We start from the raw sequence: 16,672 nt of genomic DNA on the forward strand, positions 1-16,672 counted from the left end.
CGCTCAACTGGGTCAGCCGGCTGTCCTGTCGACGTATGCCGCCAGTGCCCGGACCCGCTCGGCGTGCTGGTCGTGCCCGATGATCACCGGCGGGTCGTTGTACGGCATCGCGTCCGAGGATCGCCGCAGCTTGATGTACTGGCCACAGGCATCGATCGCGTACGGCTCCATGTCGTCCTGCAGCGCCCCGATCACTGTGATCCCGTACGTCTCCCCGATCCTCCTGAACAGCGCCACCGCCTCCCTGCGATGCTCCTTGCCCAGGTTGCGGCCCAGCTCGTCGAGCACCAGGCACAGATGCCCGCCCCCCGACGAGGCGATGGCCGCCGCGCACACCAGCTTGACCGCCTTCTCGTCCATGAGCGCGGTGTTGGCCCGCCGGTTGTACGGCACGAACCCCTGCCCCTCGCCCCGCCGCCACTTCGGCGTCACCCGCCACTGCCAGCGCTGCTCGGGATCGGCGGGCGCCGGCGGTACCGGGAACTCCAGCGTCGCCCCGTAACCGCCGTAGGAGGTGTCGAGCTTCTCGAACTCCTCGGCCACCCGGGTCAGCCGCGCCTTGATCGCCGCCGTCAGCGCCGCCCGGTGCACGGCCGTGGACTGCGCCGCCTCTTCCGCGCCCCTGGCCGCCGCCGCCAGGTCGCGCTGCCTGGTCACGATCTGGGCCTCGATCTGGCGTCGCTGGTGGCGTTCGTACTCCTCCTGCGCCCGCAGGTAGGAGGCCAGCGACCCGCACACCGCCGCGAACGTCGCCTGCTCCCTGGCCGTGCTCCCGCCCCGCTCGCTCAGCAGGAACCGCAGCTCCTCCGGGATCTCCGCGTTCTCCTCCGGGAACGTGTCACGCAGCGCCTGGTCGAAGTGCCGCTCGGCGATCCGCCACCACTCCTCGGCGGCGCGCGGCCGCTCCTCCTCGGGCAGCGCCGTCAGCCATTCGCGGGCCGTCTCCACCGTGCCGCCCCAGTCGGCGGCCAGCGCGTCGAGCTTGAGCGACTCGCGTTCGGCGCCGACCTTGGCCTCCTGGCCGCGCGCCTGCGCCCGCTCGGCCTCGTGCCGCTGCCGCCGCCCCTCCAGCCGCTCGATCTCCATGTCCCTGGTCCTGGCCCGGAAGTCCAGCGTCCCGGTCTGCCGCTCGGCCTCGGCGACCTTGGGGGTCAGCTCCTCGATCGCCGCGTTCAGCTCGCCCAGCCTGGCCCGCCGCTCGCCCAGCTTGGCCTCCAGCTCGGCCAGCCGCACCCCGGCCCTGGCCCCCTCCAGCCGCCGCTGCGCCTCGGCGACGGCGTCCTCCCCATCGTGTACGGCCTGCGCCGCCGTCTCCTGAACGTCCTTCGCCCGGTGCAACCGCTGCTCGGCGGCCTTGATCCGAGCCTCCCGCCCGGTCGCCACCCCGTCGAACGCCCCGACGACGCTCACCCCGGCCGCGCTGACCAGCACGGAACCGGGCAGGTCCGCCAGCGCGGCCGCGGCGGCGTCGAGGTGCGCGGCGTCCACGATCACCGCATGCTCGTTCGGCCACCCCCGCAACTCATCCAGCGCCAGCGCGCGAAGCTCTGCGCCGGCGGCGGCGCCGTCGTCGGCCGGCTTGCCGAAGCGAGCCTTGAGCGCGGCACTCAGCGACTCGGCGCTCTCCTCCCCGGAACCGTCCGCCTGGCCGCGCAGCGAGCGCGTGGCGCCGGAGCCGCCGGAGGTGCTCGCGTGGGCGGAGTCCCTGGCCTGCTCTGCCACGTCCAGGGCATCGAGCAGGCCGGTCGCGCCGATGCCCGCCGCTGTCAGGGCGTTGAGCTGGGCCGCCGCCGGTCCGCCCTCGGCGTCGTCGAGCGCGGCCTGGGCCGAGGACACCTCCCGGTCGGCCACCCCGAGCGCCTTGAGCGCCTCGTTGAGCCGGAGCCTGACCTCGCCCAGCTCCCGCTCGGCCGTGGGCACGTCACGCCCGTCCGCGAACCTGCGCGTCTCCTCCAGCGCCGGGATCAGCCCGCGCAGCTCGTCGGCGGAGTTCTCCGCCACCGCGCGGTCGGCGTCGAGCTTGGCCGCCCGAGCCTGCATCGCGGCCAGCTCCTTGCGCGCCTGGGAGACCTGCCGGTCGAGGGTGTCCTCCCGCAGCGTCGCGATCTCCGCCTTGACCAGGGCGATCGCCTCGGCGGCGGTCTCGCCGGCCGCGTGGTGGCGTTCGAGGTCGGCGGCCAGGGCCTCGTCCTTGTCCGCCGCGTCGGCCAGCTTGCGCGCCTGCCTGCCGCGCCAGCACCGCAGCGCGTCCGCCAGGCGCACGCGCGCCTGGTCACGCCGGTCGAACGTGGTCAGCAGCGCCTTCGACTCCGCCTCGAACTCCGCCAGCCGATCGGAGGCCTGCGCCGCGCGCACCCGCTTGGAGTGCTCGTCGCGGCGGGCCTCACGCTCCTGTTCGAGCTCGGCGTCCAGGCCGGTGAGTGCGGCGATGGCCTCGAAGACGCGTTCGGGGGAGATCTCGTTGAGCGGCTGGGAGAGCAGGTTGGTGGCGACCTTGCTGCGTACGGAGGTGGACAGGAACGACACGCACCTGACCCGATCGCCGTAGAGCACCTTGGTCAGGTCGCGGGCCACCACGTCACGCCGGCCGGCCGACTTCGGCAGGGACGCCCAGATCTCGTCGGCCCGTGCCACCCGCTCGGCCTCGGACTGGGACGCCGCCAGCTGCACGCCCTCCCGCCAGCGGATCTCCAGGTGCGGCGCCTCCTGATTGACCTTGAGCCACACGGTGACGGCACCGCCCGAGGTGTCGGGCACCTCGAAGAGCTCCCCGCTCGGCTCCTCTTCGTCCACGTCCGCCCCGAGAACCAGCTCCGCACCCGTCTGGGACCCGGCGTCATCCACGGAATCCACGGAATCCACGGACGCGGCCGATCCGGGGTCGGCCGGTGCGGGGGCGAAGCCGTCCATGCCGGGCGGGCCGAAGACGCCCACGATGTAGCCGTGGTCGGCGCTCGCCCACTGGCGGGCGCCGGCACCACTGGCCAGCTCGGCGTTGAACAGCAGCTCCGACACCGCCTTCGCCCCCGAGGCGAAGCGCCACTGCTCGTCACCGAGCAACGCGGTGATCGAGGCGATGAACGATGACTTGCCCGCCCCGTTGGAGTCCTTCGGCCCGGCACCGGCCACCACGATGAGCGTTCCGGGGACGGTGGGCACCGGATGGGTCGAGAGCCGCGAAATGTTGACCGCTTGCACCGCGATCAGCACCCGGTCCCCGACGACGTTCTCCATCTGCGACACCTGTAACCCCCGTAAGCCTTTCCTTTGTCATGACGCCGGTCTGTCCGTCCCGCCCGTGCGGGTGCGCGCTCAGCGTGCCGATCTCCGCGACCGTACGGCCGCCGCGAGCGGTGTGTTCGGCCCGGCCGCCAGGATCAGCTCCTCCTGCAACCGCCGCCGGGCCGCTGGGGTCAGCCGGTGGAACTGCGGGCCCGGCACATAGCCGCCCGCCTCCTCACCCGCCTTGACCTGGCCCAGCAGCCCCGCGTGCCGCAACACCCGCAGCGCCGCCTCCAGCTCGCCGATCGGCAGCTGGGTGTGGCGGCGCAGCTCGTCCACCGGGGTGGGGTGCGGCGACATCCAGGAGTCCTCCGGCAGCAGCCCCTCTGCCCTGGGGATCGCCACGGAGTGCACGAGGACGAGCGTCAGCACGGCCCGCTCGCTCACACCCAGCCGCGCTCCCGCCCCGCCACCCCCCACCCTGAGCCCCGGCCCCGCTTCCCCGCCCACGCCGTTGCCTGACCCGGCCGTCTCGCCCACGCCGATGCCGTCGCCCGCCCCAGTCGTCGCGCTAGGGTCGCCGCCTGACCCGGCTGCCTCGCTCACCCCAGCGCCGTTGCCCGCTCCGGCCGTCTCGCTCACGCTGCTGCCGTCGCTCGACCCGGGCGTTGCGCTCGCATCGTCGCCCGACCTGGCCGCCTCGCCGCCTAGGCCGGTGCTGTCGCCCGGTCCGGGCGCCGCGCCCACGCCCGCGCTGTCGCCCGTTCTGGCCGTTTTGCCCACGCCCGCTCTGGATGCCGCGTCCGTACCGCCGTTCGGCGCAGACGGCGGTGGTGGCGCGGACGGCACGGACGGCTCGGATGGCGCGACCGCGGTGCCTTCTGGGCCGGGGGTCGAGGGGGCGGACGGCTGTTGGACGTCGGCTTCGGTGAAGGCGGCGGCGGAGGTGTCGTCGTAGCCGGAGGTCCAGCGGTCACGGTGGTGGATCAGCGTACGTCCGCGCCTGGACAGCATCTCGCCCAGCGTGTGGCGCAGCGCCGGGTCGCGCAGGGCCGCGAAGCGGACCTCCTGCACCGGCTCGGCGGCCAGCTCCACCACCATGAACGCGGCCACCAGCTCCGCCCGCCGCCGCTCGTCATAGGCTCCCAGCAGGTCCTCGAACTCGGTCGCGCCCCCCTCGACCCGTCCCCCTGACGCGGCGCCCGGGTCGGGGGCAGGCTGGGCGGCGGCCACGATGTCGGCGTCGCCCACCACCGTGAGCTCCGGGTTTTCGGGCTCGGGCAGGCGGCGGACCAGCTCCTGCAACTGGGCGTGCGACTCGACCGGCCACAACGCGCAGCGCGGCCCCAGGACGACCACGCCGTCGTCCAGGACGATCCACGCGGAGTCGTGCAGGCGGCGCAGCGCGCCGATCGCCCAGTTGCGCATCAGGTCATCGGTACGGCCGATCAACGCGCGATAGGTGTCGAGCACCAGCTCCACAGGCGCCGGAGCGCCGGGCCACGGGTCCACGGAAAGATCGTTCCAGCAGCATTTGAGCACGGCGGCCAGGACGCGGCGGGTCTCGCCGGACCGCTCCACGTTGACCGGCGCCACCTGGTATTCCTCCAGCAACGACGGCGTCACCCCGTCGGGCCACACCGGCAGGGCCAGCCCGGTGGAGTCGGGACGCGTCAGGCGCGTCATCCCGGGCGGCGCGGCCACCCCGGCGCCCAGCCACAACGGCCCACCCGCACGGGCCCGCACATGCGCGACGCGCCCATCGGCCGGTCCGGACCGCCGCCTCTTCGCGGAGCCCCCGGAACCCGAGCCCCCGGAACCCGAGCCCCCGGAACCCGAGCCCCCGGAACCCGAGCCCCCGGAACCCGAGCCCCCGGAACCGGAGCCCCCGGAACCCGAGCCCCCAAAGCCGGAGCCGGAGCTCCCGGAGCCGCCGGAAGCAGGGGACGGATGCGTCTCGTCGGGCGCAGACTCGCCGGTGGCGGGCATCAGGTGCGCTCCAGAAAGCCGTGGGACAGCCAGGCCGGCTCGCGCCCCGGATCGATCGTGAGCCCATCGGACCAGGTCAGCCGATAAGGCAGCTCAGGCCGCAGATCGACGGTCGTCAGGTCGGCGAGCACCCGCCGGGCCGACGGCCAGTCGGCCCCGAGCACGTCGGACAGCGCCACCCGCGAATCGGCCCCCAGCAGGGACTCGGCCACCTGCGTCAGACGCTCCATCGCGGCGCTGGGCGAGGAGTCGAGCGAGTCGCCGGGCCCGGGATCGGGCAGGTTGGAGCGCGGGGGAGTGGGCTGGGCCGGGGCGGGACGCGGGGCCTCGTCCACGGCACGCGCGATCGCGGCCGGATCGTGCCACGGCGCGGGCGCGTCGAACACGAACCCGTCGAGCACCGCCGCCAGCCGCTCCCTGGACGCCGTCTGCGCGAACGTGCGCCACGTCTCCGTCGGCAGCAGCGTCAGGTTGCGGGTGGTGCCCGCCGAGTCGGCCAGGCGGCCGGCCGCGCGGCGGGAGGCGTCGCTGTAGGCGTAGATGGCCGCGCGCAGGTCGGTGCAGACCCGGTCGAGCTCCGGCCAGCGGGTCAGGATCGTGCCGTGCAGCCCCTGCGCGCGCCGCGCGATCTCCTCGGTGCCCCACAGCTTGGGGGCCTGCTCGCGCAGCTCCTCGATCGTGCCCATGGTGAGGGTGATCAGCTCCAGCGCCCACAGCCGGAACGCCCGCGCCATGTTGGCCGCGCTCTGCCTGGCCTCCTCCATGGTGGTGCGCGGGTCGGCGACGTTGAGGTCTTCGAGCGCCAGCAGCCGGTGCATCTCGGACTGGCCGCCGTCGTCCATCATCCGCCGGATGAACATCAGCCCCACCACGCTGGTGAACGACGCGCGGTAGCGGAGCTGGTTGGGCTTGGGGAACACCTCGCGGATCGCGCCGAGCCCCTTGAGCACCCGCAGCCGGTTGTCGAACTGGTCGCCGGGATAGGCCCGGCAGGCGAAGCGCATCTGCTCGTGCGTCAGCCACTCCTCGCCCGCCTCCGCGAACGCGGCGAACAGCGTCTCGGCGATGTCGACCAGGGCCGGGTCGTCGACGACCGCGCCGCTGTCGCGCGCCAGCGCGGCGAACATGCGGCGGTAGGTCGACAGGACCGCCTCGTCGGTGAGCACGGCGTCGAAGGTCAGCTCGGGCATAGGGGCTGGGACGGGGACTGGCACGGGGACTAAGGTACGGCTTCGCACCGACACTCTCAGAACTCAACGCGGCTACCAGCCGGTACATACGCGCAAGGGACGGCTGGGCGCTAGGGTGATGCCCGGTAATACGGGGGCAAACGCTCTGTAATCGTACATACGGGGTGAGTGACGGGTGCGGATCCGCGTGCTCCGAGGTGATCGAGCCACAGCGCTGATCGCCGGTGTGGTGGCCACGATCCTGGTCGCCGCGGCGGCGTGGTTCGGCGTGGGTGTCTCCAGCGCCAATCCCAAGCTGGCCGACGTCGGCGCCTGGCTCTGGACCGCGGCAAGGGGCAAGATCGTGCACGTCAACGGCCTGTCCGGCGAGGTGGACGGCTACCTCAACGACAAGGCGGGCCGTCAGCTGCGGGTCGTGCAGGACGGCGGGAACGTGCTGCTCGTCGACGACGGCACCGGCTACGTCAGCCGCGTCGAGCCGGGCCAGCTCAGCGTCGCCCAGACCCGCGACCTCGGCGCGGCCGGGCTCCAGCTCGCCGTGTCCGGCACGACCGGATACGCCGTGGACCCCGCGACCGGCAAGATCCAGCAGATCGACCCGGCCACCCTCAACGCCGTGGGCGCGCCGATCACCCTCCAGGGACCGCTGGGCGCGGCCCGCATCGACGGCGGCGGCCGGCTGTGGGTGCCGGTGACCGCCAAGGGCGAGGTCGTACCGGTGTCCCAGGGTGTCGCGGCGAGCCCGCTCAAGGTCGGCGAGCCCGGCGAGGAGCTGTCGGTCACGATCGCCGGCAGCCTGCCGGTCGTGGTCAACACCAGGGCCGCCACCGCCACGATCATCGGCGAGGACGGCGGCGTCGGCGAGATCACGCTGCCCAAGGGCGTGGCCCAGGCCCCCAAGGGCGGCGTGCTCACGCCCGCCACGACCGAGGGCTCTCTGGTGCCGGTGCTGACGCCCGGCGACTCCGGGCTGCTCGTGGTGATCGACACCGCGTCCAACTCGGTGCTCAGCACCAAGTTCGCCGCGGACGACCCCGGCAAGCTCGGGGTGCCGCAGGTGCTCGGCTCGAAGGTGTACGTCCCCGACCAGGCCAGCGGCTCGCTGATCGTCTGGGACAGCGCGGCCGGCGGCAACCCCACCACGCTGCGGGTGGCCGAGCAGCCGGGACCGGTGGACGTGTTCGTCAAGGACGGCCTGCTCTGGGCCAACGACGAGAACGGCGACAAGGCGGTCGTCATCGACCCCGAGGGCCGCAAGCACGACGTGGACAAGGACGACTCCGACGTACCGGGTCCGACGAACACCCCCAAGCCCAAGCAGACGCCGCGCCCCGACCCCACGCGCAGCGACACCCAGCCGGAGCCGGACCCCGAGCCGATCAAGACGACCACCGCGCCCCGGCCCACGCGTACGGCGGACAGCGAGCCGTCCCGTGAGCCCACCAGGAAGCCCACCCCCACGGCGACGCCGACCGCCACGCCCACGGCGGGGCCGCCCTCCGCGCCCGGCGGCGTGAGCGCCAGGTCGGGCCCCGGCAAGGTGACGGTCGGCTTCAGCCCGTCCGCCGGCGGCAAGGTCGAGCGCTACACGCTGAAGACGACCGGGGACGGCCGCTCCGAGCCGGAGTCGGTGAACGCGAACGGGCCGTTCCAGTTCGAGTTCACGGGCGGGGACTGCGCGAAGGAGTACACGTTCGTGGTGGTCGCGCACTGGTCGGGCGGCGAGGTGGCGTCGGAGCCGAGCGCCGGGGCCAAGCCGTGCGTCGCGCCCGGCTCGCCGAGCGGCTTCACCGCCAAGGCCAAGAACCGGGGCGCCGAGCTGAGCTGGAGCGCCCCCGCGAACGCCGACGACGGCGTCACCTACGAGCTCACCGGGGCGGCGGCCAACAACGCAGTCAAGGGCACCTCGTTCACCGTGGAAGGGCTCAAGAACAACCAGAAGCACGCGTTCAAGCTCAAGGCCAAGAACGCGGCGGGGGAGAGCCCGGACGTTGCCACGGCCGAGGTGGACCTGGCCTATCCGCGCCAGCAGTACAAGAACGCCAGCAACGAGGACACCAACACGATCATCCGGACGGGCCCGTCGGCAGGCGCGGAAGCCGGGAGGATCCCGCAGAAGGTGTACATCACCCTGACGGTGATCTGCCAGGTCAAGGGCGCGTCCTACACCGACACCTCCACCGGCAAGTCCAGCGACATCTGGAACCGGATCGAGAGCCAGTACGGCAACGGCTACCTGAACGACACTCTGGTGGCGACTCCGGACGGCGGCTTCCCCGAGGGGCCGCTCTTCGAGTGCACCGACTGAGAAGGGGACTCAGTTGACCCAGTACAACTATCAGGACCAGTTCGAGCAGACCGCGCAGCCCTACCAGCAGCAGCCGCCGTCGCAACCGCAACAGCCGCAGCAGCTCGCCGGCCAGTTCGCGCAGCGGTTCCAGCTGCTCGCCACCAACATCGAGCGCATCATCCGCGGCAAGCACGAGGCCATCGAGCTGGCCCTGATCTGCCTGTTCTCCGAGGGGCACCTGCTCATCGAGGACGTGCCGGGCACCGGCAAGACCACGCTCGCCCGGTGCGTCGCGGCCAGCGTGGACGCCGAGTGGCGGCGCATCCAGTTCACGCCCGACCTGCTGCCCAGCGACATCACCGGCGTGTCGATCTTCAATCAGGCGCACCAGAAGTTCGAGTTCCACGAGGGGCCGGTCTTCGCGAACATCGTGCTCGCCGACGAGATCAACCGTGCCTCGCCGAAGACGCAGGCCGCGTTGCTGGAGGTCATGGAGGAGCGCCGGGTCACGGTGGACGCCGAGCCGCATCCGGTGCCCAGGCCGTTCCTGGTGGTGGCCACCCAGAACCCGGTCGACATGGACGGCACGTATCCGCTGCCCGAGGCCCAGCTCGACCGGTTCCTGATGAAGATCTCCGTCGGTTATCCCGACCACGTCTCCGAGGTCGAGGTGCTCAAGGGCATGCCGACCGGGCCGCAGGTCGAGCGGCTGCCGGTGGTGGCGCGGGCGTCGGACGTGGCCGGGATGATCGACTTCGCCTCGCGCATCCACGTGGCCGACCAGGTCTACGACTACATCGTGGCGGTGTGCGGCACCACCCGTACGAGCCCGCACCTGCGGCTCGGCGCCAGCCCGCGTGGCAGCCTCGCGTTGCTGCGGGCCGCCAGGGTCAAGGCCGCCGCCGCCGGGCGGCACTACGTGGTGCCCGAGGACGTGAAGGCGCTGGCCGTACCGGTGCTCGCGCATCGGCTGATCCTCACGCCCGAGGCCGAACTGCGCGAGGTCACCGCCGCGGCCGTGCTCGGCGAGATCCTCGCCGGGATGCCGGTGCCGCAGGCGGCGTAGGTGCACACCCCGCCGGCCGCCGCGAGCGGACAGGCGCACACCCCACCAGGCGCGGCGAGCGGACCTGCGGCGAGCAGGCCTGGGGCGAGCGGGCTCGCCGCGGTGCTGACGCCGCTGGGCTGGGGCACGCTGGCCGGTTGCGTGCTCCTGTACGCGGCGGGGTTCGCGCTCGGCTACCCGGAGCCCGTCGTGCTGGCCACGGGCGGGCTGCTCGCCCTGCTGACGGCGCTCGCGTGGACCGCGCCGAAGCCCAGGCTGGAGGTCCACCGCGAGGTCACCCCGCTCAAGGTGCCGCGCGGCGAGGCGGCCGTGGCCGTGCTGAGCGTCACGAACCTCGGCCGCCAGGGCCTGTCCGGCCTGCGCGCCCAGGACCGGATCGGCGCGTCGGAGCACATGATCGACCTGCCCAGGCTGCCCAAGGGGGCGGTGCGCACGGTGTCGTACCCGCTGCCCACCGAGGTCCGCGGCGAGATCTGGGTCGGCCCGCTCCGCCTGGTGCGCGCCGACCCGTTCGGGCTCACCCGCCGCGTCAGGGAGTACGGCCGGCCCGCCACCCTCCTCGTACGCCCGCGCACCGTCCCGCTCCCCGTCCCCCCGTCCGGCAAGGCCCACCACCTGGAGGGTCCCACCAGCGACAACGCCCCCAGCGGCACGGTCACCTTCCACACCCTGCGCGAGTACGTCGTCGGCGACGACCTCCGGCACGTCCACTGGCGGTCGAGCGCCCGCACCGGGACGCTGATGGTCCGCCAGCTCATCGACGCCAGCCTGCCCACCACCACGGTCGTGCTCGACACGCGGGGCATGACGGAGCTGGCCGTCGACGCCGCGGCTTCGGTCGCGCTGGCCGCCGCCAAGGCCGGATTCCCGGTACGGGTCCGCACCGGCGACGGGCCGCCCCCGAGTAACAAGACCGACGCCGACACGGTTCTGGACTGGCTCGCCACGGTTCAGGAGGGCCGGGGCTCGGTCACGGAGACGATGCGCCTGGCCCGCGGCGGCGGGTCCCTGGTGCTGGTCACGGCGGACCCGGCCGAGGCGGGACGGGTCGCGGGGGTACGCCGCCGCTTCGACCGGGTCATCTGCGTATATGTCGGGACTGGTTCGGTCGGCGTCCCCGGCGTCACGGTCATGCCGATCGCCGCGCTCGACGAGCTCCCGCTCGCGTGGGGCGCCCGATGACCCGAGGGCAGGAGGCGGCCGGCTGGCGGCGGCTCGCGGGGCTGGTCGTCGTGGCGGCCGTGGCCGGCGTGGCGGGCTGGGGGTTCCATCGGGTCTTCCCCGGCACCGGGCTGCTGCTCGCGATCGTCCCCGCCGCCGTCGCCCCCGCGCTCGTCGCGGCGCTCACCTCCCGGCGGCCCCTGTGGCTGGCGCTCGCGCTGGACGTCGTCCTCTGGTTCGCCGGCACCATCCCGCTCTACCAGGGCCTGCGGCCCGCCGTGCTGGCCGACGTGGCGAACTCATGGCATGCCCTGCTCACCACCCTCCTCCCCGCCCAGCCGGAGCCGCGGCTATTGGTGCTGGTGCACACGCTCACCTGGGCCGCCGCGGCGATCGGCGCCGAGACTCTGACCCGTACCAGGACGAAGATCGCCGCGGCCGTCCCCGCCCTCGTCGTCTACGGCGTCGCGCTCCTGTTCGGCGTCGACGGCGAGGGGTCGAACCTGCCGGTCGCGGCGGCCCTGTTCGTGCTCATCGCCGCGCTGGCCCTGCTGCGGGACGAGCGGCCCCCGCTCTGGCTCCTCGCCGGGCTCCCGGCCGCCGCCGTGCTGGCCGCGCTCGCGCTGGTGATGGGCCCGCTGCTGCCGGTCGCCGCGCAGCCGTACAACCCGCGTGAGCACGTCGAGCCGCCCGCGCCCGTACGCGTCGACAGCGTCAGCCCGCTCGACCGCGTCTCGGCGTGGCTGCAGATCCCGGACAGGGAGCTGTTCACCGTCAAGGCCGACAAACCGCTCAACTGGCGGCTGGCCGTCCTCGACCGGTACGACGGCGTCCGCTGGACCTCCGATGCCCGCTTCCAGCCCACCGGCGGCCGGGTGCCGGAGGGCGACTGGACGGGCAAGGCGGACGTCGTACGCCAGAAGGTGACCTTCAACGGGCTGCCCGGCACCTGGCTGCCCGCGGCCGAGCGGCCGGTGGAGGTCGGCGGCGTGCGCGGGCTGGCGGTCGATCCCGAGAGCGGATCGCTGCTGGCCGGGACGAAGCCCGTCAAGGGGTTCAGCTACGAGGTGACCTCGCGGGTGGCCAAGCCGTCCAAGGACGACCTGCTGGCGGCCGCCCCCGTCACCGATCCCGGCCTGACCGCCTTCCCCGCCGGGCCCCAGGAGAAGCTGTTCCGCCGGCTCGCCCAGGAGGCCACGAAGGGCGCCGACGTGCCGATCAAGCAGGCGTACCGGCTGCAGAGCTACCTGCGCACGAACGCCAGCTACGACGTCACCGCGCCGCCCGGCCACTCGCTCAAGGGGCTGGAGTTCTTCCTGCAGACGACGCATCGGGGGACGTCGGAGCAGTTCGCGAGCACGTTCGCGCTGATGGCCAGGACGCTCGGGCTGCCGTCGCGGGTGGTGGTGGGGTTCAGGCCGGGGCAGGTTTCTGGCGGCGTTTATCACGTTAAATCGGGACATGTGATGGCGTGGGCGGAGATCAAGTTCGACAAGCTGGGGTGGCGGCCGTTCTACCCGACGCCGGGGCGCAGCGGCGCCAAGGACGACCACGAGGTCGCCTCCTCGGCGATCGAGGAGAGCGAGGAGCTGGAGGGCGAGTTCACCCAGGGCGGGAGCGACCGGCCCAAGACGACCCAGCCGCAGGCCACAGGTAACGGCGAGGAGCCGGGGAGCGGCCTGTCGCCGTGGGTGGTGGCTGCGGTGGCGGGCGGCGTCCTGCTGGCGGGGTATGCGGGGGTGGCGGCCGCGCTGCCGTGGTGGCGCCGGCGCGGCCGGCGCCAGGGCCACGGGCCTGAGCAGCGGGTGCTCGGCGCGTGGCGGCAGACGTGCGACGACCTGGGGTTGAGGGGTCAGGACGCGCTGACCGCCGAGGACATCGTGATCCGCCATTCGGGCGATATTTCGGCACATCTTCGGCCGTTGGCCGAAATTTCAAACTTCGTCCGGTACGCCCCCGAGGCCGTCACCGAAGCGGCGGCCACGGCGGCCTGGCAGCGCAGCGACGCCATCCGCAGAGCCGTACGCACCGCCACGCCCTTCACCATCCGCCTGCGCAACCGCCTGCTCCTGCGCTGACGCCCGCACACCCGTGACGACGCCCGCTCCTGGGATGATGCCCGGATGAGAAGCGTCGAGGCCCAGCTCCTGCACCGCCCGCCGGGCCTGGCGGCGGGCGAGATCGTCCGGCGGCTCGGGGCGATGCAGGCCCAGGACGTCCCGGCCGCCCTGCTCGCCTTCCGCGCCCGCTCGGCCACCCTCTCCAGAGGCGACGTCGAAGCCGCCTGGCAGTCCCGCGAGATCGTCAGGACCTGGGGCCCGCGCGGCACGCTGCACTTCGTGCACGCCGACGACCTCCCCTGGATCCACGCCCTGACCGGCCAGAGCACCGGCACGCTGCGCCGCCTGGCCGAGGAGGGCGTCACCGGCGACGACCTGCTCGCGCTCATCGGCGCGGCGCTCGAAGGACAGGGCCCGCTCACCAAGGCCGACCTGGCCGAACGCCTGGCGGGCCGGGCGAGCGGCCAGGGCATCGTGCATCTGGTGGCGCTCGCCGCCCACCACGGCCTGGCCGTCCTGGGACCCCTGCGCGCCGGAAAACCCACCTACGTCCACGCGGCCGACTGGCTGGGCGCCCCGATCACGCCCGAGCCCGACCGCGAACGCGCGCTGAAGGAACTGGCCGTCCGCTACCGCCGCGCCCACCACCCGGCCGCCCCCGAGGACCTGGCCGCCTGGTCGGGCCTGCCGCTCGGCGCGGCCCGCACCGCCTGGGGCCTGGCCGCCGCCCACCCGCCGCCCCCGGCGGAGGAGCCGGTCGCCCGCCTGGCCCCCGCCTTCGACGAGTTCCTGATGGGCTGGCGAAGCAGGGACCCCATCCTGGCTCCCGAGCACGCCAAGGACGTGTTCCCCGGAGGCGGCATCCTGCGCCCCGTCGTGCTCGTGGACGGCGTCATCAGAGGCGTGTGGGGGCGCAAGGGCGCGCAGGTGAGCGTGCGGCCGTTCGGCGAGCTGCCCGGCGGCCTGCTCGACGACGAGATCGCCGACGTGCGCCGCTTCCTCGCCTGACGGACGCTACCGTGTACGCGCATGACCGATCACACGGAGTCACGGGGTAATCGCTGGCTGGTGCTCCTGCTCTGCTGGGCCTCCTTCACGATGACCTCCGCCGACCGCTCGGCGTGGGGCCCGGCCTCCGCCGAGGTCGGCGCGGGGCTGGGGGTGTCGCTGGCCGGGCTGGGCGGGTTCGCGACCGCGTACTACGCCGGCTACGTGATCGCCAGCGCCTTCGGCGGCGTGCTGGCCGACCGGCTGGGCGGGCGGGTGGTGCTGTCGGGGTCGCTGTTCGCGGCGGGCGCGTTCATGGTGCTGTTCGGGTCGAGCCCGTCGGCCGGGGCGGGCCTGGCGCTGCAGGCGCTCATCGGCCTGTTCGCGGGCGCGGACTACGCGGCGGGCGTCAAGCTCGTCACGGCCTGGTTCGGGGAGCGGCGGCGCGGGACCGCGGTGGGCGTCTTCCTGACCGCCACCTCGCTCGGCACGGTGCTCGCCAACGCGATCGTGCCCACGTTGATCGAGGGGTCCGGCTGGCGGGCCTCGTACCACCTGTTCGGCGGCGTCTCGATGGCGCTGGCCGTGCTGTGCCTGCTCCTTCTGAAGGACGGAGTGAGCGCGGGGGAGTCGGCGTGGCCGGACCCGCGCCCGCTGCTGGCCGACCGGAACCTGCTGCTGCTCGGACTGGCCGGGTTCGGCGGCCTGTGGGGCACGTACGGGTTCGTCACCTGGTCCAACACCCTCATGGTCAAGGGCGGCGGGATCGACCCGGTGACGGCGGGCGGCGTGGTCGTGCTGTTCGGGATCGTGGCGGTGGTCTGCAAGCCGCTGATCGGCCTGGTGACCGACGTCGCGGGATGGGGGCGCAAGGTGCCCGCGGCCGTGGTGCTGCTGTACTTCTCGTTCGCGCTGCTGGTGTTCGGGACGATGGACTCGGCGGGCGCGTTCCTGGCCGTGGCGCCGTTCCTGGGGCTGGGGGCGTACCTGTACAGCCCGCTCATGGTGGCGATGATCCCCGGGCTGTCCGGCGAGCGGCTGACCGGGTCCGCGGCGGGCGCGACGAACGCGTTGTGGCAGCTCGGCAGCGTCACCGTGCCGCTGGTGATCGGCGCGGTCTACCAGGCCACCGGCTCCTTTCCGGCCGCCTTCGCGGCGCTGGCCGCCGGTCCGCTGGCGGGGGCCGTGCTGATGGCGTTCGTACGAGAAGGACAGACCGTGAAAGTAAACCGGGGCATCGGGTGATAAGAGATGACACTGATGCGTCGGAAGGTTGTACATGACGGGGGAGAGCATGGCGTCACGGGTGCCGTGGGGGGCCCGCGCGCCGGGGGTGCTGGACGACACGGAGGGGTTCGCCGTGGTGTTCGGCACGTATTTCGGGGAGATCCACGCGTACGTCGCCCACCGCCTGGGCCCGGACCACGCCGAGGACATCGTCGCGGAGACCTTCCTGACGGCGTTCCGCAAGCGCGGGCACTACGACCCGTCCCGCGCGGGCGTGCGCGCCTGGCTCTACGGCATCGCCACGAACCTCATCGGCAAGCACCGCCGCCTCGAAGCCCGCACACTGCGCGCGCTCGGCCGCTGCGGCCCCGAGAGCGACGCCCCGGGGCACGAGGACTCGGTGGCGCTGCGCGTCAGCGCGCAGAGCCTGCGTCCCGAGCTGGCCGCCGCCCTGGCCGAGCTGGACCGGCGCGACCGTGACGTGCTGCTGCTGATGGCGCTGGCCGGGCTGAGCCACGACGAGATCGCCGACGCGCTCGGCATCCCGTACGGCACCGTCGGGTCCAGGCTGAGCCGGGCCAGGAAGAAGCTGCGCGCGCTCCTCGGCGAGGTGGTGCTCCATGGATGAGCTGGAGCAGGTGCGTGACCTGTTCGGCCGGCCGCGGCTCGACCCGGGCGCCCAGAACAGGGTGTGGCGGCGGCTGACGGTCAGGCGCCGGCGCAGGCGGCTGTCGTGGCTGGCGGTGCCGCTCGTGGCGGCGGCGCTGGCGGTGGCGTTCTTCCCGCACGAGTCCCCCGTGCCACCGCAGCCGCAGGTCTCCGGCCGGTCGTTGCTGCTGGCGGCGGCCGCCACCGCGGCCTCCAGCCCGGCCGAGCAAGGGACCTACTGGCACATCAAGAAGCTCAGGGACGACACCAAGGTGATCGAGCTCTGGGCCACCAGGGACGGCCGGGCCTGGACCTCGGAGAAGGGCCGGGTGAAGCGGGTCAAGGGCGGGCCGCCGTTCAGCATGGCCGGGCGCGACCTGACGTTCGAGCAGATCGACAGCCTGCCCACGGACAAGGCGGCGCTCACGGCGCGGGTGGCCGAGATGCTGCCGCCGGACAGCCGGGGGCTGCTCGCCGACGCGCTCAGCGGCCTGCTGTGGAACAAGCCGTCGCCGCCCGCCGTGCGCGCCGCCGCCTACCGCGCGCTCGCCGACCTGCCCGAGGTGCGCTACCTGGGCGAGAGCCTGCCCGGTAAGGCGTTCTCGTACCTGCTGCGGGACGGCTCCATGCGGACGATCATCATCGACCCGAAGACCTCGCAGGTGCTGTCCTGCACCGACAGCAGGCCGTCCGAGCGCAAGGAGCAGGTGCTCGAAGCGGGCTGGACCGACAAGGGGCCCGATCTCGGCTAGCCGAGCCTGCCGACCATGACCCGGCGCGTGGGTTTCGCGCGCCAGAAAACAGGAGCCGTGACGTGTTCTGGCGTGCCCGC

Annotated in this window: 11 protein-coding genes; 8 read left to right on the forward strand and 3 right to left on the reverse strand. The window is 73.4% G+C overall.

Translation table 11 applies throughout. The features are described 5' to 3' along the window. Positions 1–12: 12 nt before the first annotated feature. The 3 genes from ABEA43_RS10010 to ABEA43_RS10020 all read right to left on the reverse strand — a co-directional run bounded on the left by ABEA43_RS10010 (position 13) and on the right by ABEA43_RS10020 (position 6,425). Positions 13–3,234, reverse strand: coding sequence for a coiled-coil domain-containing protein (locus tag ABEA43_RS10010; protein ID WP_345560495.1), 3,222 nt, complete (start codon positions 3,232–3,234; stop codon positions 13–15). A 78-nt stretch (positions 3,235–3,312) separates the two neighbouring features. Then, entirely contained in the window at positions 3,313–4,968 is a 1,656-nt protein-coding gene (locus ABEA43_RS10015) for a hypothetical protein (RefSeq protein ID WP_345560497.1), read from the reverse strand. A gap of 242 nt (positions 4,969–5,210) precedes the next feature. Then, on the reverse strand, positions 5,211–6,425 hold the full coding sequence (locus ABEA43_RS10020; protein WP_345560500.1) for a hypothetical protein: 1,215 nt from the start codon (positions 6,423–6,425) through the stop codon (positions 5,211–5,213). Positions 6,426–6,576: 151 nt separating this feature from the next. On the opposite strand from ABEA43_RS10020, the gene ABEA43_RS10025 reads away from it, so the two are divergent. The 8 genes from ABEA43_RS10025 to ABEA43_RS10060 are packed head-to-tail and all read left to right on the forward strand — an operon-like array spanning position 6,577 to position 16,592. Further along, positions 6,577–8,709, forward strand: a complete 2,133-nt coding sequence (locus ABEA43_RS10025) for a hypothetical protein (protein ID WP_345560502.1) — start codon at positions 6,577–6,579, stop codon at positions 8,707–8,709. A 13-nt stretch (positions 8,710–8,722) separates the two neighbouring features. Next, positions 8,723–9,757, forward strand: a complete 1,035-nt coding sequence (locus tag ABEA43_RS10030) for an AAA family ATPase (protein WP_345560504.1) — start codon at positions 8,723–8,725, stop codon at positions 9,755–9,757. Further along, the gene (locus ABEA43_RS10035) at positions 9,758–10,939 is read left to right on the forward strand and encodes a DUF58 domain-containing protein (protein WP_345560506.1); all 1,182 of its coding nucleotides are present in this window, start codon (positions 9,758–9,760) and stop codon (positions 10,937–10,939) included. Then, on the forward strand, positions 10,936–12,996 hold the full coding sequence (locus ABEA43_RS10040) for a transglutaminase TgpA family protein (protein WP_345560509.1): 2,061 nt from the start codon (positions 10,936–10,938) through the stop codon (positions 12,994–12,996). Before ABEA43_RS10035 ends, ABEA43_RS10040 begins: the two co-directional genes overlap by 4 nt. Positions 12,997–13,041: 45 nt before the next feature. Beyond that, positions 13,042–13,986 carry a winged helix DNA-binding domain-containing protein gene (locus tag ABEA43_RS10045; protein WP_345560511.1) on the forward strand — a complete coding sequence of 315 codons (945 nt, stop codon included), beginning with the start codon at positions 13,042–13,044 and terminating at the stop codon, positions 13,984–13,986. Positions 13,987–14,007: 21 nt separating this feature from the next. Then, positions 14,008–15,210 carry an MFS transporter gene (locus ABEA43_RS10050; protein ID WP_345560512.1) on the forward strand — a complete coding sequence of 401 codons (1,203 nt, stop codon included), beginning with the start codon at positions 14,008–14,010 and terminating at the stop codon, positions 15,208–15,210. A 34-nt stretch (positions 15,211–15,244) separates the two neighbouring features. After that, on the forward strand, positions 15,245–15,820 hold the full coding sequence (locus ABEA43_RS10055) for an RNA polymerase sigma factor (protein WP_345560514.1): 576 nt from the start codon (positions 15,245–15,247) through the stop codon (positions 15,818–15,820). Then, on the forward strand, positions 15,813–16,592 hold the full coding sequence (locus tag ABEA43_RS10060; protein ID WP_345560516.1) for a hypothetical protein: 780 nt from the start codon (positions 15,813–15,815) through the stop codon (positions 16,590–16,592). The genes ABEA43_RS10055 and ABEA43_RS10060 overlap by 8 nt, the downstream gene beginning before the upstream one ends. Positions 16,593–16,672 lie beyond the last annotated feature (80 nt).

The organism is Nonomuraea rosea (genome assembly GCF_039539705.1).
Classification (GTDB): Bacteria; Actinomycetota; Actinomycetes; order Streptosporangiales; family Streptosporangiaceae; genus Nonomuraea; species Nonomuraea rosea.

Bases quoted from the DNA above. Each gene is read 5' to 3' on its own strand.
- ABEA43_RS10010 (WP_345560495.1), bottom strand. From the start codon at position 3,234: ATGGAGAACGTCGTCGGGGACCGGGTGCTGATCGCGGTGCAAGCGGTC.
- ABEA43_RS10045 (WP_345560511.1), top strand. From the start codon at position 13,042: ATGAGAAGCGTCGAGGCCCAGCTCCTGCACCGCCCGCCGGGCCTGGCG.
- ABEA43_RS10060 (WP_345560516.1), top strand. From the start codon at position 15,813: ATGGATGAGCTGGAGCAGGTGCGTGACCTGTTCGGCCGGCCGCGGCTC.
- ABEA43_RS10055 (WP_345560514.1), top strand. From the start codon at position 15,245: ATGACGGGGGAGAGCATGGCGTCACGGGTGCCGTGGGGGGCCCGCGCG.
- ABEA43_RS10040 (WP_345560509.1), top strand. From the start codon at position 10,936: ATGACCCGAGGGCAGGAGGCGGCCGGCTGGCGGCGGCTCGCGGGGCTG.
- ABEA43_RS10050 (WP_345560512.1), top strand. From the start codon at position 14,008: ATGACCGATCACACGGAGTCACGGGGTAATCGCTGGCTGGTGCTCCTG.